The organism is Actinoplanes regularis, from assembly GCF_900188005.1.
Taxonomy (GTDB): domain Bacteria; phylum Actinomycetota; class Actinomycetes; order Mycobacteriales; family Micromonosporaceae; genus Actinoplanes; species Actinoplanes regularis.
The window spans coordinates 204,766-223,614 of sequence record NZ_FZNR01000012.1 but is presented as its reverse complement, the minus strand read 5'-3'; the positions used below and the strand labels follow the sequence as shown (position 1 = coordinate 223,614).

Here is an 18,849-nt window from a genome sequence, read left to right as displayed (position 1 = left end):
CTGTCCGAAGTGGATCCTATGGTTGGCGATGCCATCGATCCACCCCATTCGATTTGGTGGATCCGCTGGGTGCGGGTGGCGGTCCACCGGCTAGAACAGAGGCATGCTGCAGACATACGACGAGCGCAACGCCGGCTTGCGCTACTGGGTCAACGGGCGACTACTGCACCGCGACGAGCCCGGCATCTCGCCGTTCGACTCGGTGGTCCAGGGCGGCGACGGGGTCTGGGAGGGGCTGCGCCTCTACCGCGGCGCCGTCTTCGGGCTCGGCGCCCATCTCGCCCGGCTGCGCCGGTCGGCGACGGCGCTCGGCTTCGCCGAAATCCCGTCCGACGAGGAGATCGTCGAGGTGGTCACGGCGACGCTCGAAGCCAATTCGATGTACGACGGAGTCCACGTACGCCTGACCCTCACCCGTGGGCCGAAGGTGACCAGTGGCATGGACCCGCGCCTCAACCGTGCCGGCCCGACCCTGATCGTGCTGGCCGAGCACAAGCCGCCGGTCTACGACACCGGTGGGCTCACCCTGATCACCGCCAGCGTGCGCCGCCCCGGCCCGGACGTTCTCGACCCGAAGATCCACCACAACAACCTGCTCAACTCGATCCTCGCCAAGATCGAGGCGAACGCGGCCGGCGCCGACGACGCGCTGATGCTCGACCAGCGGGGCTTCGTCGCGGAGACCAACGCGACGCACCTGTTCGCGGTCACCGACGGAACACTGGTCACGCCGACGACGGCCGCCTGCCCGGAAGGGATCACCCGGCAGACGGTGCTGGAACTGGCCGCCGCGGACGGGATCCCGGCCGTGGTCCGCGACATGTCGCTGACCGAGATGTACACCGCCGACGAGGTGTTCTGCACCGGCACGATGGGCGAGATCGCCGCCGTCACCACGATCGACGGCCGTACGATCGGAAACGGTCAGGTGGGGCCGATGACGCAGAGGGTCGCGAAGCGCTACCACGAGCACGCGGCGTCCAATGGCGTCCGCCTGGTCGACGAGCCGATCGGCGGCGAGCCCGTCTGACAGCTGGGAAGCGTGGTCAGAGGCGGTACGCCCCGTCTTGCGCTCGGGGAGCCCTGTCAGCGACGGTACGACCGTCTGGCGGCTGGGGAGCGTGGTCAGAGGCGGTGCCGGGCCAGCTCGGCGTAGTAGGGGCGGGCCGCCTCGACCAGCGGGGCGAGATGTGGCGGCACGACGGCCGGGCTGGGATCGTACGGCGCGAAGCTGCTCGAAGCCCAGACCGAGTCGTACCAGAAAGGCGCCCAGACGCCGTCGGTTTCGCGCGGGCCCGGCGCCCAGGAGAGCATCGCCGGATAGAAGGCGAAGCCGAGGGCCGCGCAGAGCCGCCCCAGCGTGCCGGCCGGGTCCCGCAGCACGTCGGCGGCCTCGACGACCGGGCCGCCGAAGGCTCGGAAGATCTCCACCTGCTGCGGGAAGCCCAGGTCGGCCAGGGTCGGCTCGCCACGGACCCGGGCATAGGACGCGACGACGTGCGCCGGGTCCCGGATCAGGAACGCGTGGGTGAGCGCGCCGAGCCACTCCCGGCCGATGTCCGGCAGCAGGTGATGGGCCATGTGCTTCTGGTAGTACACGGCAAGCGTCCCCGGCAGCGGGCCTGTCAGGGCCGCGGCGACGTCCTCCCACCGCCGCGTCTGGCTGTTCAGGACCGCGTCCCGTCCGGGATGGTCGATTCCGGTCGCGTCGAGGTAGTGGGCGTAGAGCGGCTCATCGACCACCAGGGTGTCCGGGCGCGCGCCGAAGCTACGCATCATCGCCGTGGAGATGTTCCGCGGCCCGGACCACATCGCGACTCGGGTCGTCATACGCCCATGCTTACACCCGTGCTTCAAGTGAAGTCGACGTGTTCCCGAATCACACGCCGCACGCCCAGCACACCGGTCACCAGCGCCGCGACCGCCAGGATCGCCAACGCCCAGGCCGAGGCCACGACAAGTGGCCGGAAAGGCCGATCCGGCCGGGCATACTCGCCGTCACCCAGGTCACCGACCGTGATGGTCTTGCCGATCTCCGCGAAGTCGGCGAACCCGTAACGATCCGGATCGACAAAATGCCTGCTCCCGTCCTGCCAGGTCACGTCCAGCTGGCACTTGCTGGTGTACCCGAAACCGCCCAGCGTCACCGGTCCTTGTTCGGAGCACGCGGAGACTATGCCGGTCCCCACTTGTTCGGCCTTCGCGAAGTCGGGTTGGCTGTTGCGGGCGACGGTCGGCACGAGCAGTCCGAGTGCTCCGGCCGCGAGAAGCAGAACAAGAGACAGAAGGAAACGCTTCACGTCGGCTCCCCATACACCTGGGCTTTGAGCTGGAGGATGTGCATCGCCTGGTCGTCGATCATCCGGCCGGCGGCGATCTCGACCGCGCGCGTGAACGAGGACTCATCGAGAGTACGCAATGTGTTGTCCGAGATGGTCACCCGCCACGTGGTCATTCCCTCGACGGCGATCGTGACCCGGCCGTCAGGGGAGGTGCCTCGGGCGACCAGGAGCGCTCGCCGTTCGACGAAAGCCGCGTCGGCGGGGTCCCGTTCCGGATCGGGATGCTCGATGCGAAGCCCGTCCCCGAACTGCTCGACCGTTTCCCGGTAGAGCCGGGTCCGGTTCACCCACAACAGCCGACCGAGCTGCTCGAGACGATGCTCCAGCTCCCGCTCGGTGCTCTGCCGATAGAAGCCGGTGGAGAGATAGATCAGTACGCCCGAGGCGCCGCGTAGCTCGCCGTGCACACCGCCGCCGGGAGCCGAGGCGTGCACATGAAGGTCCTCGAGCCGGTCGGAAAGCGCGGTCATCGTCGTCCCACCCCGCCCAGATGCTGGTCGTCGGCGTAGTTGCTCGCGGTCGTCTCCGCAAGGAGCGGCCTGGCCGGGACGAACGCGCCGCGATGCGGTCCGTTCAGGAGTGCCGCGGCGTTCGACAGGAAGAGCCCGATCTTCGCCTCCTGCGCGTTGATTCGATCGGCCAGGTCCTGCAGCGCCCGGCCCACCTCGGCGATGACCTTCTCGGCGGTATTCCCGTGATAGGTGCCCGTGTGCGGTGGATCGTCCTTGAGCAGGGTGGCCGCCACCGAGGCGACACCGTCGACGATGGCCAGCGGCAGCGCGGCCTGGGCGATCGGGACAGCGGCGATCGTGGCGATCGCCGCGACCGTGGTGAGGGTGACGGTCCAGCCGTTCTTGTCGCAGAAGCCGGAGAGCTGGTCGATCGCGTTGATTCCGCCGTTGACGATCTGGGCGACGTCGTCGCGGGCCATGCGCCAGAGTTCCGCCTCCGCGACCATCATGCGGTGCCCTGCCGAGACCAGGTTGAACTGCCCATTGAGCTGAATGGGCAGCGGATCGAGGTAGTTGGTCTTGAACTGCCGAGCGGCCCGCCCGCTCCAGTCGGTCAGGTAGTCGCTGGCCGTTGTCGCCCCGGCGTATTCGACACGAGGCTCACCGGGCAGGTCGAACACCGGACTCGGGGCGTTCTGTGTGGTGGTGAGAAACTGCGCCGCGTTGACGATCTGGGCCTTCAGCGGATCGAACGTCTCCGGGCCGGGCATCGTGCGGAACGGCTCGAACAGGCCGGGTACGCCGTCGAAGAATCGGTCGAGGCGCGCCATCTCGGTGTTCTGTTCAGGATCGCGCTCGACGTTGTCCCACGGCGGGATCGCCTGTTGCAGACAGGCCCTCTCGAACGCTTTGCGGCGTAGTTCCGCGATGCCCGCGTCCAAGGTCTTCCAGGTGTAGTCGGGCATCAGTACTGCCCGCCCGAGCCGTCGCCGGTGAAGTCCTCGATGCTCCGGCCGTTCATGACGTCCGTGTTCTCGAGTTCTCGCGCGGCCAGGCAGAGCGCATCCGCCGCGGCGGTCATGTTCGTCTCGCTGTCGTTCAGCGCGTCGATCATCGCCTCGCGGAACCGTGTCCAGCCGGCGTGGGCGGGGCCGTGGAACGTTCCGCCGATGCTGGGCGAGCGGCGGAAGACCTCGTCGTACCCCGCTGACCGGGTCAGTTCGTCGCGGGCGGCGCGGAACTGGTCCGCGACCCCGGGCAGCAGCTTCGACCCGGCCACCCAGAGGTGGTAGACGTCGAGCGCGACGATCCCGTCGTCGTGTGCCATGGCCGCCTCCCCGTGGTAGCCCGTTACATTGAGGAACGCCGAACGCCCACTGCCGGTTCATGGTCCCCGATGTCAGGGAACCGACTGTCCGGCGTGGTATCGGCACCGGGTGACCCTGTTGGGCCGATACGATCAAAGCCCGGACAAATATTGCCGAGCCCGCCACAGCGACGATCTTGCCGATCCGCCAGGGGTTGAGGCTGACGTTGTGTGGTGCTTTGAAGGTCGTCTTGAGCAGGGAGTTTCCCCGTTCGCCGATCGCGCGCAGGCGGTTGTGTGCCTTGTTGAGTTGCTCCTGGATGAGGGTGAGCCGGCTGTTCTTCGGCCTCTTGAACGCGACGGTGATGGTGCCGGACAGCCCTTCGTAGCCCAGGTCGCCGAGGGTGCGCAGGTCAGCGCGGGCTGCGGTGAGAGCGGGCAGGATCTCGGGGTGGGTGTGGACCGCGGTGGTGTCGTGTTCACGGCCGGGCCGCACGTCGGAGGTCCAGATCGGCCCGCCGTCGGGCAAGGTCACGACCTGGATGTTGCCGCCGTGATTTCGTGCTTTCCGGACCACCACAGATCGACGCCCGGGGTGCGGCAACGGTCGGTCTCGACCAGGATCCCGTCGATGTTCACATGGTCATGACCGGCCGTCTTCGCCGCGAGCAGGGCGCCGTGCAGGCTCGGCGAACGGGCGGCTGAGGGAACCGACTTCATCGTCGCGGGACACGTCATCAAAGGCGAAATCGAAGCACGACGTAAGGCGAGGCGGCAGGTTCAACGAGGGATTGGTGAACAGCAGCCCATACCACTGGTCTCCGGCCGAGATGAAGTCGTCGGCTTTCACCGCAAGAGTCTTGCAGCCGGCTCACCCTCATCCAGGAAAACTCAACAAGGCACTCAACAGCCTGCGCGCGATCGGCGAACGCGGAAACTCCCTGCTTGAGACGACCTTCAAAGCACTACGCAACGTCGGCCTCAACCTCTGGCGGATCGGCAAGATCGTCGCTGCGGCCCTGACCATCCTCGACATCGACCATGACCGCACCGCATGACAACCGTCAGTAGTCAAAACCTTGCGCGGAATGGCTCAATGGCCGAGCGTCGCTTCGGCGGTCCAGATCGGAAGGCCGTCCGGGTTCAGGATCGCCTGGCTGTTAGCGCCAAAGTCGCGGTGTTTTCCCGAGTACCAGGCGTCGATAGTTTTGCCATTGACGCTGGTGGTATCGGCCAGGCGGTCGCTGTCGAAGCGTTTGCCGTCTCTATCGATCGCTCCACGCCTATATCCAGCACCGCCCGGCGTACGCTACCGTGCTCCAGGCCCACCCATCGCGGCACCGGCGGCGCTGCATCTGGGTGGTGGACAAACCGCCGCCGGTTGTTACAGCACCCACGGCGTTCGAGCCGAAAGACTATGTTGCGGGTATTGGCCCGCAGAGACGGGGTCATAGGATGCGTTTGTCTGTTGCCCGAGCCCTGCGCGCAGGGATTGTTGCGGCATTGCTCACTGCTGGACTCGGCGTCGCCACGGCCCAGCCGGCATCCGCAGACAGCTGCTCTGCTTGGAAGCCGAGCCAGAACGGCGACGGATCCGGGCTCATGAAGGCGGGCACCTGGAACCTCAAGCCGAATTACTACTCGACTTGCGGGAGTGTCGGTGTCGTCCGCGGCGGCGAAAGGGTTTGGTATCAGTGCTGGTCGACGAATAGCTACGGAAACATGTGGTGGTATGTGCGAGTGGCTGGCACTAGCACTTATGGTTGGATTTCGGACGACAATATTTGGTCCGAGGCCGTTACGGATGACAATCACGACGGCAACCTTGCCTACGTGAAGTGCTGGTGATCTCGCTTGAGTGGGGCGGCGCAAAGGCTGCCACTGCGTGGTCATGAAGTGTCACGGGAGGACTCACTCGAACTTTGTTGGTAGAACTTCCTGTGCGGAATATTGGCCGCGGTCTGTCAACTTGAAATAAAAGCTATTTAGCCCCGTAGGAACGGAGTCATGGAATGCGTTTGTCTGTTGCCCGAGCCTTGCGCGCAGGGATTGTCGCGGCATTGCTCACTGCTGGACTCGGCGTCGCCGCGACCCAGCCGGCATCCGCGGCGTCCAGCAGCTGCCCCGGTTCTTGGTATCCGAGCGATAACGGCGACGGATCCGGGATCATGAAGGCGGGCACCTGGAATCTCAAGGGGAACTACTACTCGGATTGCGCCAATATCGGTACCGTCAACGGCGGCGAACGGGTTTGGTTCCTGTGCTGGTCGACGAATAGCTACGGCAACTTGTGGTGGTATGTGCGAGTGGCCGGCACTACCAAGAGGGGTTGGATTTCGGCCGCCAATATTACGGCCGAGCGTATGACGGATGACAACGGAGACGGCGTCATCGCCGACAAAATGTGCTATGGCCTGTAGGGCCTCACTCTGAGTGAGCCATTCCGAGCAGGGTTCTGACTACTGACGGTTGTCAGGTGGTGCGGCCGTGGTTGTTGTGGGCCTCGTTGAGCTGCTGCTGGGCCAGGGCGAGCCGGTCGTTCCTCGGCTTCTTGAACGCGACGGTGATGGTGCCGGAATCGCTCTTGCATTCTTGGCCTTTGCGTTCAGGGGCTGTGCTTGTAGCTGCTCGAAACTGTATCCGCAACGCTGCCGGGCGATTCTTATCGACGCCTTTGGCCTGCGGTCGTTTCTTTCACTGGTCGTGGAGCTCACGGTGACTGGTTATGCTCCTGCGCTCCGTGATGGACGGGAATGTCGGCCGCACGGTAGGTGATTTCGACGCCTGGATGTCAGAAGGCCGCCGCGAAGTGGTCGAGCATCCGGTTTTGTACCGGCAGCGTCGCGGACCAGTCAGCTTCGGCGACCCGCCAGCGCAGCAGATAGGACCGGTTCCCGGGCGCCGGCAGCAGCACCCGGCGTTCGTGGCGGGTCGTGACCGGATCGGGGTCCCAGGTGTACTCCCAATCGGCGTCCAGGCTGATCCGGTGGTATCCGGGTAGCTTGGTGGCGGCCTCCCGCCGCCGCCAATAGCCGGCCGGGTTCCCGGCATCCATCGAGGACGCGCGGACGGTGAGCGCCTGCCGGCCGGACGGGTCGGCGAAGCAGACTCCGCTGTCGTCCCCGGAGTCGGTGTCGTCGGGGGAGCGGCGCCAGCCGGGCGGCAGGGCGAGTGCGAACCCGGTGGGATCGCGGAACCGGATCCAGCCCGCCGGAAGATTCCCGGTTGTTTCGCCGGTCGTGGCGGTGCCGCTGTCCCCGCACGGGTTCCGCGGCGCGACGGGCGCGGAGGAGATCATCGCGGCGGTGGACATGTCACCCGGCCCGTGGCCCGGCTCGGAGCGGGTGCGGTGACTGACCAGGATCGTGGTCGCGGCCAGGCCGAGAAGGGCGAGCGCGGCCAGGAGCAGGCGGGTGCGGCGTCTCCCGGGGCGGTGACCGAGAGCGGTGTGCAGGCGGGTGCGGCGCCTGGCGGGGCGGTGACCGAGCACGGTGTGCAGGTGGGTGCGGCGCCTGCCGGGGCGGTGACCGAGGACGGTGCGCAGGTGGATGCGGCGTCTCCCGGGGCGGTGCGCGAGGGCGGTGCGCAGGCGGGACTCGACATCGGCGGGGGACGGGCGGGCGGCCGGATCCTTGGCGAGCAGGTCGAGGATCAGGGCGGTGAGCGGGCCGGAGCGCTCCGGTGTGTCCGGGGGATCGGTGAGCAGGGCACGCAGCGACGAGGCGGAGTCGCCGCGAGCGAACGGGGGACGGCCCTCGGCGGCGGCGTAGAGCATGGCGCCGAAGGACCACAGGTCGGAGGGGACACCGGCGTCGGCCGCCTCCAGCCGTTCGGGGGCGATGAAGCTCGGCGAGCCCAGTCTGGGGTCCGGGCCGCCGTCCGGGCCGCCGATGGTGGCCAGGCCGAAATCGGTCAGTACGACGCGGCCCTCCGCGGCGAGCAGCACGTTGTCCGGTTTGACGTCGCGGTGCAGGACGCCGGCGGCGTGGGCGGTGCGCAGGGCGGCGAGCACCGCCAGGCCGATCCGGGCGACTTCCCGGTACGGCAGGGGGCCGTCCTCCCGGATCACCCGTTGCAGGGAGCGGGATTCGACGTACTCCATCACGATCCAGCAGCGGCCCTGCCGCCAGACCACGTCGAAGATCTTCACCACGCCCGGGTGGTCGAGGCGGGCGGCGGCCCTGGCCTCCCGCATCGCCTCGGTGGCCAGCGGTGCGGTGGACGGCACGGTGATCTCCTTGACCGCCACCGTCCGCAGCAGCAGGTCGTCCTCGGCCCGCCAGACCCGGCCCATCCCGCCCGATCCGATCACTTCGAGGAGCCGGTAACGGCCGCCCACCCGGTCGTCGGTTCTGTCCACGCCGCTCATCGCCCACCCCCTGCAGGTCCTCGGCTGCCGGGGATTCGGCGCCGCGGACCTGCCGGATGGGTTGAAGGCGGGACTCCGTGAATCCGGCCGGCCCCCGGAACGCGGCGAAAGCCGCGCCGCACCGGTGGACGGTGCGCTCAGGCCAGGTTCACCTGCGCGTCCAAGGGGGCCGTCGGCGTCTTCGACTCCGGGGCGGTCTCCACGGTCACCCCGACGGCGTCGGCGGTGGACAGGTCGTCGACGATCCGGGTGGAGACCGACTGGCCCTCGTCGAGCGCTCCGGCCGAGGACGGGACGCCGGAGCGGATCGTCCACAGCTGGTAGACCTTGCCGGCGGTGGGGGCCTGGTCGGCGTCCAGCATGATCACGCCGGCGTCGCGCCGGTCGGAGGTCGCCACCCGGACGCGGCCACCGCTGGCCAGGGACTCCTCGTGCCAGATCACGTCGGGGGCGGTCAGGATCGCGGCGAGTGCCTGCTCACGACGTACCCGCTGATCCTCGATCGTGTGGACGATCGTGCCCGCGCCGACCGCCGCGAGCACGACGGCGGCCGCGGCGACCCACCGCAACCGGTGGGGTGAACGGGCCCGCACCCGGGGCCGGGGAGCGGCGGCCGGTGTCAGCTGGGGGGTCTGGGCGATGGCGGCCAGCACGTTGTCGCGCAACCGGGGCGGCGGGACCGACCAGGCGCCGTCGGCCAGGTGGTTCGCCGCCTCGCGCAGTTCGTCCGCCTCGGCGCGGCAGGTCGCGCACTCGCGCAGGTGCCGGTCGAAGGCGGCCCGCTCCAGGTCGTCGAGGGCGTCCAGCGCGTATGCGCCGATCAGCGAGTGGATCTCCGTGGTCATGCCGGAACCTCCGCCCCGAGACAGTCCCGCAGGCGGATCAGGCCGTCCCGCATCCGGGTCTTGACCGTCGGGAGTGGCACCCCGAGCAGCTGCGACACCTGCGGGTAGGAGTGGCCCTGGTAGTAGGCGAGGGTGACCGCCTGGCGCTGCAACTCGGTGAGGCCGTCCAGGCAGACGCGCACCTGCTGGCGTTCGATGCGCCCGGTGACCTCGTCGGCCACCTCGTCGTACGGGGTGTCCACGGAGGCCGCGCCGACCTTCAGGGTCCGGTCGGTGGCGGCCTGCTCGGCGCGGGCCCGGTCGACCGCCCGGCGGTGCGCGATGGTGAGGATCCACCCGGTCGGGGAGCCGCGGCCGGGATCGAATCGGGCCGCGGTGCGCCAGATCTCGACCAGGACCTCCTGGGCGACCTCCTCGGCCTGGGCGGGGTCCCGCAGCACGCGCCGGACCAGGCCGAAGACGCGGGGCGCGACCAGGTCGTACAGCTGACCGAAGGCTTTCTCGTCGCCGCCGGCGACGGCCGTGAGCAGCGCGGCGGCATCCGGCGCCGGGGCGATGTGCTCCCGGCGGTCTCCGACACTGGGCTCCGTCATGGCCCTCCTTCGTCTACCCGGGTCAGCGTACGACCCCCGCGGTAGCCGTGACGTCGCCGGGATGGATCGGCGCGAGAGTGCCGAAAATCGACACTGCCCGGTAGTAGATCCACGCCAGTGAATTGCAGGATCGCTGGGACGCGGACGGATAGGTCGAGCATTTGCGTTTGAGATCGGCGTAGAAGGCGGCGTCGACACGGCGCTTGTTGGCGCGGAACCCGCCGGTGCTCTCGTAGTTGCGGTAACCGAAGTCGTGCCGCCAGCAGGGCAGGCGGAAGTCGAACCTCAGTGGCCGGTCCGGGCTGTCCGAGCAGTAGTCGGTGTGCCAGTCGAAGTCGTAGGACGACCATTTCCCCTGGTCCTGCCGGGCGGAGTTCCAGGCGTCGAAGCTGCCCGCGGTGATCTGGGTGAACGAGTCGAGCACCGTCGCGCGGTTCGGCGCGGTCGCGGCGGCGGCGGGATCCGTGCCGCCGAAGAGGACGGCCGATGTGGTCGTCAGGACGACAAGGACGCGGTGCGGATACATTCTGGCCTCCTCGAAGGACGGGTCACCGTCGCTGGATGGCGACCGGTGTGGACGGAACCGGGGCTGGGGCCGGGGCGCGCAGTCCGGCCGCGGCCAGGACCAGCGCGAGCTGCAGCAGGCCGCCGACGGCCATCGCCAGCCAGACCCCGGGCAGCCCCAGGGCGCCGGCGAAGACCCAGGCCAGCACGCTCTGGGTGGCCATGCCGGCCACGGTCACCGCGAACAGGCGCGATCCGCTGCCGGAGCCCATCAGCAGGCCGCCGAGCGCGATCACTCCGGCGATCGGGATCAGGTAGCCGCCGACGCAGCGCAGGAGGACCACGCCGGCCGCGACCACCTGGGGGTCCGTGCTGAACAGGCGCATCAGGGCGGGCGCCGCCGCCGCGAACAGCACCGTGGCGACCGTGCCGGCGGCCAGGGCGAGGCCGAGCGCCTGCCCGCCGATGGCGCGCCGCTGGGGGGCGCGGGCCTCCGGCTCGAGGGCGCTGAGCGTACGCGGAGTGTGGATGGTGACAGCGTTGCGCAGAGCGTAGAAGCTCATCGTGGCGAAATATAGGAGTTTCATCCCGATTCCGTAGGCTGCCACAGCCGCCACCCCGGACCGGCTCACCACGCCGATGACCGTCAGGGCGCCCGCCATCCGGACGAGGAAGTCCCCGGCGATCGGCGCGCCGGCGACGGTGACCGCCCGCAGCGCGGGCCGCAGCGGGGCCGTCGCGCCGATCGCCGGGTGCCGGCGGCGCACCAGGATCAGGCCGGTGACCAGGGCGACGGCCCGGCCGAGTGCGGTCGCCGCGGCCGCGCCGGTCACGCCGAAGGCCGGCACCGGGCCGAGTCCGTAGATCAGCACGGGGTCGAGGACCAGGAGCAGTCCGTTGGCGAGCAGCGCCAGACGCATCGGTGTCCGGGTGTCGCCGTGGCCCGCGAAGGTCGCGTCCACCACCTGCTGAGCGTAGAAGATCGCCACGGCCGGGAAGAGCACAGTGAAGTACGCCGCCGCCTGTTCCGCGGCCGCGGCGTCGCCGAGGAAGGCGGCGGCGATCCGGTGGCGCAGCGCCCAGCCGGCGAGCACCACGATCGGCGTCAGTGCGGCGTAGATCCACCAGCCGGCGCGCACCGTCGCGCGGGCGGCGGCCGTGTCACCCGCGCCGAGCCGGCCGGAGAGCACCACGGTGACCCCGCCGTTGACCAGCAGGGCGACGCCGAGCAGCGCGTTCTCCACGCTGGTGGCGACGGCGACCGCGGCGACCGGGCCCGGTCCGAGCCGGCCCACCCAGGCCACGTCGATCATCCCGGTGATCACCCCGGAGAGCAGGGCGACGTAGTTCGGTACGGCCAGGCGTACCAGCGAGCGCCGGTGAAGCATCTTCTACCTCGATTCGCTGTACCTCGATTCGATGTAGAACGGAACGCTATAGGCTGGCGCGAGCACAGACAAGGGAGGGCGGCATGCTCGCGCTGGCGATCCTGGGCTTCCTGTACGACGAGCCGCTGCACGGCTACGAGCTCAAGGAGCGGATCAAGTCGCTGACCGGGCACGTCAAACCGGTCAGCGACGGCGCGCTCTACCCCGCGATCAGCCGGCTGGAGACCGCCGGGATGCTGGAGCGCCGGACCGAGCCCGGCACGTCCGCGGCACCCCGGCAGATGCTCTCGCTCACCGACGCCGGCCGCACCGAACTGTTCCGGCGGCTCCGCTCGCCCTCGGACGCGGAGATCAGCGACCGGAACCGGTACTTCACCGTGCTGGCGTTCCTGCGGCACCTGCCGGACCGCGCCGAGCAGGCCGCGGTGCTCCGGCGGCGGCTGGACTTCCTGCAGGCGCCGGCGACGTTCTTCTCCGCCGGCGGAAAACGGCTACGGGCCGCCGACATGGCGGACCCGTTCCGTCAAGGCATGTTCGAGATCGCCCGCGCCACCTCGCGGGCCGAACAGGACTGGCTCACCCGCACGCTCGCGGCGCTCGACTGAGCCGGCCCCCGGTCACGCGGTCATCGCCCGCAGCAGCTCCGCCGCGACAGCCTCGGAGGAGGCGGGGTTCTGGCCCGTGATCAGCGCGCCGTCGACGACGACGTACGGCTGCCAGGGCTCGCCCGCGGTGAACGTGGTGCCGAGCGCGACCAGCCGGTCCTCGAGCAGCCACGACGCCTTCGGGGCCAAGCCGGCCAGGCCCTCCTCGGTGTTGCTGAAGCCGGTCACCCGGCGGCCGGCGACCAGCTCGGGGTCGACCGGCAGCAGGGCGGCGACGCCGTGGCAGACCAGCGCGAGGGGCACGCCGGCGGTCAGGGCCTTCCCGATGAGCGCCGCCGATTCGCCATCCTGCGACAGGTCCTCCATGGGGGCGTGTCCGCCGGGGAAGTAGATCGCGGCGTACGCGCCGAGGTCGACGTCGGTCAGGCGTCCCGCCACCGGCACGACCGGCGCTTCCTCGCCGTTCAGGCTCGCGGGGTCCACGACGGGCGCCACACCGCCGGGGGTCGCCACCTCCACGACATGTCCGGCGGCGGTCAGGGCCCGGTAGGGCACGAGGAACTCCTCCGCCCAGAAGCCGGTGGAGTGGCGGGTTCCGTCCTTCAGCGTCCAGTGGTCGGCGGCGCTCATCACGAACAGGATCTTGGACATCGGGTTCTCCTACGGTTCTTCCTGGTAACAGAGGTGACCGTAGCCCGGAAGAAGATCTGCTATCCAATAGAATCATCGGTGTGAGTGATCGGTTTTCCGATGGCAACCTGGACCAGCTGCGGACCTTCCTCGCTGTCTACCGGGCCGGGTCGATCACGGCGGGCGCCCGCGCCGTCGGACTCTCGCAGTCCACCGTCACCAGCCAGATCCAAGCGCTGGAGCAGCAGTCCGGTCGTCAACTGTTCCAACGCGTGGCGCGTGGCGTGCTCCCGACCGCGGTCGCCGATGAACTGGCGGTGCGGATCGCGGGCCCCCTTGACGAACTCGCGGTCGCGCTCGCCCCCTCGACGCTGTCGGCACCACCCGAGCCCGTCCACCTCGCCGGACCGGCCGAGTTGCTGGCCGTGCGGGTCGTTCCCGCGCTGGCCCCACTGGTGACCCGCGGCGTGCGGCTCCGGATCACCGCCGGACTCACCGACGACCTTCTCGAAGGCGTGCGGCAGGGCCGCTTCGACCTGCTCGTCGCCACCACCCGCCCGAAGGGCCGCCTGCTGTCCGCGACCCCATTGACGGACGAGGAGTTTGTGCTGGTGGCGGCCGGTCCCGTGGACCTCGACCGGACGCCGCTGATCGCCTACGCGCAGGACCTTCCGATCGTCCGCCGATACTGGCGGCACGTCTTCGGCCGCAGGCTGACCACCAGCCCGGCGGTGGTGATCCCCGACCTGCGCGGGGTGCTCGCCGCGGTGCTGGCCGGCGCCGGCTACTCGGTGCTGCCGCGCTACCTGTGCGCGGAACAGCTGGCCTCCGGCGCGCTGACCCTGCTCCACGACCCCGAGGATCCGCCGATCAACACCGGCTTCCTGGTGCAGCGATCGGGCACCTCCACCAATCCCCACGTACGGCTGGTCCGCGAGACGCTGCTCGCAGCCGGGCCGACCTGGTGACGCTCCGATGATCAGGACGGGTTAGGTTCGCCGGCATGACGGTTCTGCGATCGCTGGTGCTGTTCCTGCTTGCCGCGCTCGCGGAGATCGGTGGGGCGTGGCTGGTCTGGCAGGGCTGGCGGGAGAACCGCGGGCTGTGGTGGGTCGCCGCCGGGGTCGTCGCGCTCGGGGCGTACGGCTTCGTCGCCACCCTGCAGCCCGACGCGAACTTCGGGCGCATCCTGGCCGCCTACGGCGGGGTCTTCGTCGCCGGCTCCCTGGCCTGGGGTGTCGTCGTCGACAAATTCCGGCCGGATCGCTGGGACCTGATCGGCGCCGGCATCTGCCTGGCCGGTGTCGCCGTCATCATGTACGCACCGCGCGCCGCCCACTGACGAGCGCCGACCCGGGCTGAGCCGACGAGTTCGTCCCGTTCCTCCCGGGCCGGCGACCGGCATCGCCGCGACGCCGAGCCAGGTCGACAGTCGAGGCGCTGTCGCGTCCTGAATCGAGGCTCGGCGGCCGGCGGGCCGGGCTCAGCCGATCCGGCGGCTGTAGCGGCGGAACACGACGTCGGCGACGAAGCCCTCGGCCTCGTACAGCGCCTGCGCCTGCGTGTTCGTCTCGGCGGTCGACAGCTCCACCCGGACGACACCGGCCTTCTCCGCCCGCTCGGCGACGGCCTGGATCAGGGCGCGTCCCACGCCGTGGCGACGGAAGTCCGGGGCCACGAACAGGTCGTTGAGCAGCCAGACGGGAGAGCGGCGCACCGAGCTGAATAGCGGGTAGATCTGGGTGAAGCCGGCCGCCTTGCCGTCGACGCGAGCCAGCAGCACGGTCGACTCGCCCCGCGACATCCGCTCGCTGAGGAAGGACTTCGCCGCGTCGCGCTCGGTGGGCGCCTGGTAGAAGTCGAGGTAGCCCAGGAACAGGTCGGTCACGGCTTCCAGATCGGCCAGGCCGGCCTCTTCGATGCGTACGTCCGAATGCATTTATTTGTACCTTCCTGGCTTGCGCCGAGTAACGGCGCCTGTTTCTCGGCCGGACGCTATCACGGTCGATCGACCGGCCCCGGCAGCGCGGCAGCTGTATCGCGGGCGTATCGGAAAACGCATACGCCATCGCAACGGCCGTCTGTCTTGAGTGGAGGAATGAGTCGGAACACATCACTTCCAGAGCCGGATCCGGTACGTGCTATCGGCCGGCGGGGACTAATGAAATGGGGCGCGATGGCGGCCGCCGCCGTGCCGTTGACGAGTGCCGGAGCCGGCCACGCCGGCACCACACCCGCCACGTTCGACCGGATCCCGCCGGAGACCCTGCCCGGCGGCGCCTACGACCGGTACGTGGCGAAGCTGGCCGCCGAGGGCAGGTTCTCCGGTGTGGTGCTGCTGTCGCACCGGGGCCGGACCGTGCTTTCCCGGGCCTACGGCCTGGCCGACCGGGACCGGGGCGTCCGCAACCACGAGGGGACCGCGTTCAGTCTCAGCTCGGCGGGCAAACCGTTTCACGCGGTCGCCATCCTGCAACTGGCGCAGCAGGGCAGGCTCTGGCTGACGGATCCGGTGGGCAAGTACCTGAGCGGGTTCGCCGCGGACGTCGCCGAGCAGGTGAACCTCCACCACCTGCTCTCCGGCACCTCCGGGCTGGACCTGCCGGAAGAGGACGTGCAGCGCGTCTTCCAGAGCCGGGACGAGGTGCACGAGTATCACCAGCAGCGGGTCCGGCGGGCGCGGCTGGTGGGTGTCCCGGGTGTTCCCACCGCCGCCCACGCGGAGGCCGAGGTGACCATTCCCGCTCTCGTCGTCGAGGCCGTGAGCGGCATGACGTACTGGGACTACGTGCGGCGGAACATCTTCGAGCGCTGCGGGATGACCGGATCGGCGTTCTGCACCAGGCCGCAGTGGCTCACCGACAGGCACATCGCGCATCCGTACATGGAGGTGGCGGACGGCAGCGTGGTGGACGCCGTGCGCAACCTGGACAAGGGCAGCCCTTACCCGTACGTCCTCGGCAAGAATCCTGGTCGTGCCTTCATCGACGCTCCCGGGGACGGCGGCTTCGTCACCGCGCCGGACCTGGTCCGGTTCGCGCGGGCGCTGGCCGACGGCACGGTGCTGGACCGGCCCTGGGCCGATGTGCTTCTCGGGGCCAAGACGCCGCACGGGCCGGGGTCGTTCGGGGCGTACGGGGTCGTGGTCGAGATCGCCAACGGCCAGTGGGTGTATCAGCGTTCCGGCGGGAACCCGGGGGTCGGCGCCAACTGGAGCATCTACCCGGACACCGGCTGGGTCGGCGTCATTCTCGGCAACCGCGACGGCATGCCGCTGCAGGACCTGATCGGGCAGGAGATGCAGGCCATCACCGGGGCGCCGGCCGGTGGCGGGGCGGGCGGCTGAAAGGTCTACGCCCGCTCCGGTTCGAGGCTCACCGGCCGCGTGACACTATTGTCTGATCCATGTTGATCACTGACCAGGTGCTGGCCATCGACGCGGCGGAGGCCGGGGCGGCGATCGTCCGGTCCCACTACGGTTCGTCGTTGACGCGTATCGACAAGACCGGCGGTGACTTCGCCACCTCCGCCGACCTGGACGCCGAGAAGGCGATCGTGGACATCCTGCGCGCGGCGCGTCCGGACGACGTCGTGCTGGGTGAGGAGAGCGGGCGTACGGGACCGGCGGGAAACGGCCGGATGTGGCTGGTCGACCCGCTGTGCGGGACGTTGAATTTTGCCGTACGGAACATGCTGGTCTCGGTCAATGTGGCGCTGCGGGCCGGGGCACGGGTGGCCGTCGCCGCCTCGGCGGATCCATTCACCGAAGAGCTGTTCTGGACCGACGGCGACGCCGCGTACGTGCGTAGTGGTGGTTCGGACGAGCGGCTCGTCCCGTCGGCGGGGTCCGGACTCGTCGACGTCAACCTCGACCCGCCGTTCCCGAACAGGGACGTCTTCCTGGCCGCCCGGATGCTGGCCGACGACGGGTTCATCGAGCGGTTCCGGCCCCGGGTGGTCTCCACGACCCTGGCCGTGGCCTGGGTCGCCGCCGGTCGCCGCGCGGCGTACGTCACCGACGGCGACCTGAGCGACAGCGTCCACTTCGCGGCCGGTATCGCGATCTGCCAGGCGGCCGGTTGCGTGGTCACCGGCATCGACGGCCAGCCGCTGCACACCGGCGCCGGGGGTCTGGTCGTGGCCGCCGACGAGGAGACGCACGCCGCTCTGCTGGCGCTCATCCGCAACCAGCGCGCCGGAGTGTGAGTCCCGCGGCCCCGCCGAGGCCGTCAGAAGGTGAGTGGAAGCCGTCAGGAGATGACGCGCGCGACCGTGCACGATCTGTTACCGGGCTTACGCGGAGGAAGGCCCCGGCCGGCGGCGAAGTAAGATCAACTTCGCAACACGAGGAGTGGCCGCTGGCCGGTTCGGTGACAAGAATCCGCACCCGGATCGCCGATTCGTCCACGGCCCGGCGGTTCGTACGGTTTGATCTTGGTCGGGCCTGGCGGCGCCGAGCCGGGTCCGCTCGCTGAGCACACCAGTAACCGTACGTGATCGGAGTTCGATGTTCTCCCGCACCACACCCGGCCCGTCCCTCCTGCGCGGCGCGACCTCGCGGCGACTCGGCCGGCGCGACGCACTGCGCCTCGGTGGCCTCTCCGCGCTCGGCGCGGCGCTGTCCGCGTGCGGGGTGAAGGGCAAGGGTACGCCGGCGACGAGTGTGGACGCGGGCGCCGTGACCACGTTCTGGCAGGGCAAGAAGCAGAACGGCAAGGTCGACTTCGCGAACTGGCCGCTGTACATGGACCCGAAGCGCCCGGAGCTGAAGAAGTTCACCGAGCAGACCGGCATCCAGGTGAACTACCAGGAGGTGATCCAGGAGATGGGACCCTGGTTCGCCAAGGTGCAGCCGCAGCTCTCGGCGGGACAATCCATCGGGTACGACCTGATGGTGATCACCAACGGGATCCAGTTCGGCCAGTTCCGCTCCGCCGGCTTCCTGGCCCCGCTCGACCACTCCAGACTGCCGAACTTCACCGCGAACGCCGGCAAGAAGTACACCGAGGAGGCGTTCGACCCGGGCAACGTGTTCAGTGTGCCGTGGGCCTCCGGCATCACCGGCATCGCGTACGACCCGGCGAAGACCGGCCGTGAGATCACCAGCCTGGCCGACCTGTGGGACCCGAAATTCAAGGGCAAGGTCGGCATGATGTCGGACCTCACCGAGCTGGCCAACTTCGGCCTGCTCGCCAACGGGGTCAAGCCCGCCGACTCGACCGAGGAGGACTGGCGGAAGGCGGCCGCGAAGCTCAAGCAGCAGCGTGACGCCGGCATCGTCCGCAAGTACTTCGAGCAGGACTACGTCGACGCGCTCGGCAAGGGCGAGGTGTGGCTCAGCCAGGCCTGGTCCGGCGACATCTTCCAGAAGAACCTCTCCGACGGTACGAACCTCAAGTTCGTGATCCCCGAGGAGGGCGGCACGATCTGGACGGACAACTTCGCCATCCCGGTGACCGCCGCCAACCCGGTCGACGCGATCACGCTCATCGACTTCTTCTACCAGGTGGAGATCGCGGCGTCGCTGACCGAGTACATCAACTACGTCTGCCCGGTGCCGGCCGCGCAGGCGCGGATCGAGGCCGACGCGGCCAAGCTCTCCGGGTCGCAGCGGGCCGACCTGCAGCGGGTGGCGCAGAGCCCGCTCATCTTCCCGAGCGAGGCGGACTACGCGAAGCTGCACTACTACGTCAACTTGAACAGCGCCCAACAGCAGCAGACCTTCGCCTCGATCTTCGAGCCGATCGTCCTCGGCTGAGCGACCGCGAGCCGCGCGGCGGCCGGGCGTGGCTGATCACGCCGCGCCCGGCCACGG

At 69.4% G+C, this 18,849-nt stretch carries 22 protein-coding genes and 2 pseudogenes; 9 read left to right on the top strand and 15 right to left on the bottom strand.

Features of this window, described 5'->3' with window-relative positions; all coding sequences use genetic code 11:
- Positions 1-103 precede the first annotated feature (103 nt).
- On the top strand, positions 104-1,030 hold the full coding sequence (locus CHC09_RS28480) for an aminotransferase class IV (RefSeq protein ID WP_089296290.1): 927 nt from the start codon (positions 104-106) through the stop codon (positions 1,028-1,030).
- A gap of 95 nt (positions 1,031-1,125) precedes the next feature.
- Here the strand turns inward: CHC09_RS28480 and CHC09_RS28475 are convergent, their stop codons facing one another.
- From CHC09_RS28475 to CHC09_RS47165, 8 genes and pseudogenes are all read right to left on the bottom strand, one after another.
- Entirely contained in the window at positions 1,126-1,830 is a 705-nt protein-coding gene (locus tag CHC09_RS28475) for a sulfotransferase-like domain-containing protein (protein WP_089296289.1), read from the bottom strand.
- A 23-nt stretch (positions 1,831-1,853) separates the two neighbouring features.
- A complete protein-coding gene (locus CHC09_RS28470; protein ID WP_089296288.1) occupies positions 1,854-2,300 on the bottom strand; it encodes a DUF6346 domain-containing protein in 447 nt (148 codons plus the stop codon).
- Entirely contained in the window at positions 2,297-2,812 is a 516-nt protein-coding gene (locus CHC09_RS28465; protein WP_089296287.1) for a hypothetical protein, read from the bottom strand. Before CHC09_RS28465 ends, CHC09_RS28470 begins: the two co-directional genes overlap by 4 nt.
- Positions 2,809-3,759 carry a hypothetical protein gene (locus CHC09_RS47880; RefSeq protein WP_179277305.1) on the bottom strand — a complete coding sequence of 317 codons (951 nt, stop codon included), beginning with the start codon at positions 3,757-3,759 and terminating at the stop codon, positions 2,809-2,811. The genes CHC09_RS28465 and CHC09_RS47880 overlap by 4 nt, the downstream gene beginning before the upstream one ends.
- Entirely contained in the window at positions 3,759-4,121 is a 363-nt protein-coding gene (locus CHC09_RS47875; protein WP_179277304.1) for a hypothetical protein, read from the bottom strand. Before CHC09_RS47875 ends, CHC09_RS47880 begins: the two co-directional genes overlap by 1 nt.
- A 220-nt stretch (positions 4,122-4,341) precedes the next feature.
- A pseudogene (locus CHC09_RS47870) lies at positions 4,342-4,635 on the bottom strand (transposase family protein); the annotation flags it as partial.
- The gene (locus tag CHC09_RS47170) at positions 4,632-4,820 is read right to left on the bottom strand and encodes a hypothetical protein (protein WP_203833228.1); all 189 of its coding nucleotides are present in this window, start codon (positions 4,818-4,820) and stop codon (positions 4,632-4,634) included. The pseudogene CHC09_RS47870 and the gene CHC09_RS47170, both read right to left, overlap by 4 nt.
- The gene (locus CHC09_RS47165) at positions 4,744-4,950 is read right to left on the bottom strand and encodes a hypothetical protein (RefSeq protein WP_203833223.1); all 207 of its coding nucleotides are present in this window, start codon (positions 4,948-4,950) and stop codon (positions 4,744-4,746) included. The genes CHC09_RS47170 and CHC09_RS47165 overlap by 77 nt, the downstream gene beginning before the upstream one ends.
- Before the next feature lie 64 nt (positions 4,951-5,014).
- Here CHC09_RS47165 and CHC09_RS47865 point away from each other — a divergent pair.
- A pseudogene (locus tag CHC09_RS47865) lies at positions 5,015-5,158 on the top strand (IS5/IS1182 family transposase); the annotation flags it as partial.
- Positions 5,159-6,112: 954 nt separating this feature from the next.
- Complete coding sequence (locus CHC09_RS28445) at positions 6,113-6,520, top strand: hypothetical protein (protein WP_203833224.1); 408 nt, start codon at positions 6,113-6,115, stop codon at positions 6,518-6,520.
- Between the two features lie 371 nt (positions 6,521-6,891).
- Here the strand turns inward: CHC09_RS28445 and CHC09_RS28440 are convergent, their stop codons facing one another.
- The 5 genes from CHC09_RS28440 to CHC09_RS28420 form a co-directional block, all read right to left on the bottom strand.
- Complete coding sequence (locus CHC09_RS28440; RefSeq protein WP_179277322.1) at positions 6,892-8,460, bottom strand: serine/threonine-protein kinase; 1,569 nt, start codon at positions 8,458-8,460, stop codon at positions 6,892-6,894.
- A gap of 146 nt (positions 8,461-8,606) precedes the next feature.
- Positions 8,607-9,314 (bottom strand): anti-sigma factor, encoded by a 708-nt coding sequence (locus tag CHC09_RS28435; protein WP_089296284.1) that lies wholly within the window; start codon positions 9,312-9,314, stop codon positions 8,607-8,609.
- On the bottom strand, positions 9,311-9,907 hold the full coding sequence (gene sigK, locus CHC09_RS28430; protein WP_089296283.1) for an ECF RNA polymerase sigma factor SigK: 597 nt from the start codon (positions 9,905-9,907) through the stop codon (positions 9,311-9,313). The genes CHC09_RS28435 and sigK overlap by 4 nt, the downstream gene beginning before the upstream one ends.
- Before the next feature lie 22 nt (positions 9,908-9,929).
- Complete coding sequence (locus CHC09_RS28425) at positions 9,930-10,433, bottom strand: phospholipase (RefSeq protein ID WP_089296282.1); 504 nt, start codon at positions 10,431-10,433, stop codon at positions 9,930-9,932.
- A gap of 22 nt (positions 10,434-10,455) precedes the next feature.
- The gene (locus CHC09_RS28420; protein WP_089296281.1) at positions 10,456-11,799 is read right to left on the bottom strand and encodes an MATE family efflux transporter; all 1,344 of its coding nucleotides are present in this window, start codon (positions 11,797-11,799) and stop codon (positions 10,456-10,458) included.
- Positions 11,800-11,882: 83 nt separating this feature from the next.
- Here CHC09_RS28420 and CHC09_RS28415 point away from each other — a divergent pair, with 83 nt between their 5' ends.
- Positions 11,883-12,404 (top strand): PadR family transcriptional regulator, encoded by a 522-nt coding sequence (locus CHC09_RS28415; RefSeq protein ID WP_089296280.1) that lies wholly within the window; start codon positions 11,883-11,885, stop codon positions 12,402-12,404.
- 12 nt (positions 12,405-12,416) lie between these two features.
- Here the strand turns inward: CHC09_RS28415 and CHC09_RS28410 are convergent, their stop codons facing one another.
- A complete protein-coding gene (locus CHC09_RS28410) occupies positions 12,417-13,055 on the bottom strand; it encodes a type 1 glutamine amidotransferase domain-containing protein (protein ID WP_089296279.1) in 639 nt (212 codons plus the stop codon).
- A gap of 80 nt (positions 13,056-13,135) precedes the next feature.
- Here CHC09_RS28410 and CHC09_RS28405 point away from each other — a divergent pair, with 80 nt between their 5' ends.
- Both CHC09_RS28405 and CHC09_RS28400 read left to right on the top strand, forming a co-directional pair.
- Complete coding sequence (locus CHC09_RS28405) at positions 13,136-14,002, top strand: LysR family transcriptional regulator (RefSeq protein WP_089296278.1); 867 nt, start codon at positions 13,136-13,138, stop codon at positions 14,000-14,002.
- Positions 14,003-14,037: 35 nt separating this feature from the next.
- Positions 14,038-14,376, top strand: a complete 339-nt coding sequence (locus tag CHC09_RS28400) for a YnfA family protein (RefSeq protein ID WP_089296277.1) — start codon at positions 14,038-14,040, stop codon at positions 14,374-14,376.
- Positions 14,377-14,517: 141 nt separating this feature from the next.
- On the opposite strand, the gene CHC09_RS28395 is transcribed toward CHC09_RS28400, so the two are convergent.
- A complete protein-coding gene (locus tag CHC09_RS28395) occupies positions 14,518-14,973 on the bottom strand; it encodes a GNAT family N-acetyltransferase (protein ID WP_089296276.1) in 456 nt (151 codons plus the stop codon).
- Between the two features lie 237 nt (positions 14,974-15,210).
- On the opposite strand from CHC09_RS28395, the gene CHC09_RS28390 reads away from it, so the two are divergent.
- The 3 genes from CHC09_RS28390 (at position 15,211) to CHC09_RS28380 (ending at position 18,792) form a co-directional block, all read left to right on the top strand.
- The gene (locus tag CHC09_RS28390; protein WP_239138521.1) at positions 15,211-16,380 is read left to right on the top strand and encodes a serine hydrolase domain-containing protein; all 1,170 of its coding nucleotides are present in this window, start codon (positions 15,211-15,213) and stop codon (positions 16,378-16,380) included.
- A gap of 59 nt (positions 16,381-16,439) precedes the next feature.
- Positions 16,440-17,240 (top strand): inositol monophosphatase family protein, encoded by an 801-nt coding sequence (locus CHC09_RS28385; RefSeq protein ID WP_089296274.1) that lies wholly within the window; start codon positions 16,440-16,442, stop codon positions 17,238-17,240.
- A gap of 301 nt (positions 17,241-17,541) precedes the next feature.
- Positions 17,542-18,792, top strand: a complete 1,251-nt coding sequence (locus CHC09_RS28380; protein WP_089296273.1) for a polyamine ABC transporter substrate-binding protein — start codon at positions 17,542-17,544, stop codon at positions 18,790-18,792.
- Positions 18,793-18,849: the final 57 nt, after the last annotated feature.

Coding starts and splice junctions, on each gene's coding strand:
- CHC09_RS47170 (WP_203833228.1), bottom strand. CDS start 4,820: ATGAAGTCGGTTCCCTCAGCCGCCCGTTCGCCGAGCCTGCACGGCGCC.
- sigK (WP_089296283.1), bottom strand. CDS start 9,907: ATGACGGAGCCCAGTGTCGGAGACCGCCGGGAGCACATCGCCCCGGCG.
- CHC09_RS28435 (WP_089296284.1), bottom strand. CDS start 9,314: ATGACCACGGAGATCCACTCGCTGATCGGCGCATACGCGCTGGACGCC.
- CHC09_RS28415 (WP_089296280.1), top strand. CDS start 11,883: ATGCTCGCGCTGGCGATCCTGGGCTTCCTGTACGACGAGCCGCTGCAC.
- CHC09_RS28475 (WP_089296289.1), bottom strand. CDS start 1,830: ATGACGACCCGAGTCGCGATGTGGTCCGGGCCGCGGAACATCTCCACG.
- CHC09_RS28380 (WP_089296273.1), top strand. CDS start 17,542: ATGTTCTCCCGCACCACACCCGGCCCGTCCCTCCTGCGCGGCGCGACC.
- CHC09_RS28410 (WP_089296279.1), bottom strand. CDS start 13,055: ATGTCCAAGATCCTGTTCGTGATGAGCGCCGCCGACCACTGGACGCTG.
- CHC09_RS28425 (WP_089296282.1), bottom strand. CDS start 10,433: ATGTATCCGCACCGCGTCCTTGTCGTCCTGACGACCACATCGGCCGTC.
- CHC09_RS28390 (WP_239138521.1), top strand. CDS start 15,211: ATGGCGGCCGCCGCCGTGCCGTTGACGAGTGCCGGAGCCGGCCACGCC.
- CHC09_RS47880 (WP_179277305.1), bottom strand. CDS start 3,759: ATGCCCGACTACACCTGGAAGACCTTGGACGCGGGCATCGCGGAACTA.
- CHC09_RS28395 (WP_089296276.1), bottom strand. CDS start 14,973: ATGCATTCGGACGTACGCATCGAAGAGGCCGGCCTGGCCGATCTGGAA.
- CHC09_RS28385 (WP_089296274.1), top strand. CDS start 16,440: ATGTTGATCACTGACCAGGTGCTGGCCATCGACGCGGCGGAGGCCGGG.
- CHC09_RS28420 (WP_089296281.1), bottom strand. CDS start 11,799: ATGCTTCACCGGCGCTCGCTGGTACGCCTGGCCGTACCGAACTACGTC.
- CHC09_RS47875 (WP_179277304.1), bottom strand. CDS start 4,121: ATGGCACACGACGACGGGATCGTCGCGCTCGACGTCTACCACCTCTGG.
- CHC09_RS28445 (WP_203833224.1), top strand. CDS start 6,113: ATGCGTTTGTCTGTTGCCCGAGCCTTGCGCGCAGGGATTGTCGCGGCA.
- CHC09_RS28480 (WP_089296290.1), top strand. CDS start 104: ATGCTGCAGACATACGACGAGCGCAACGCCGGCTTGCGCTACTGGGTC.
- CHC09_RS28465 (WP_089296287.1), bottom strand. CDS start 2,812: ATGACCGCGCTTTCCGACCGGCTCGAGGACCTTCATGTGCACGCCTCG.
- CHC09_RS28400 (WP_089296277.1), top strand. CDS start 14,038: ATGACGGTTCTGCGATCGCTGGTGCTGTTCCTGCTTGCCGCGCTCGCG.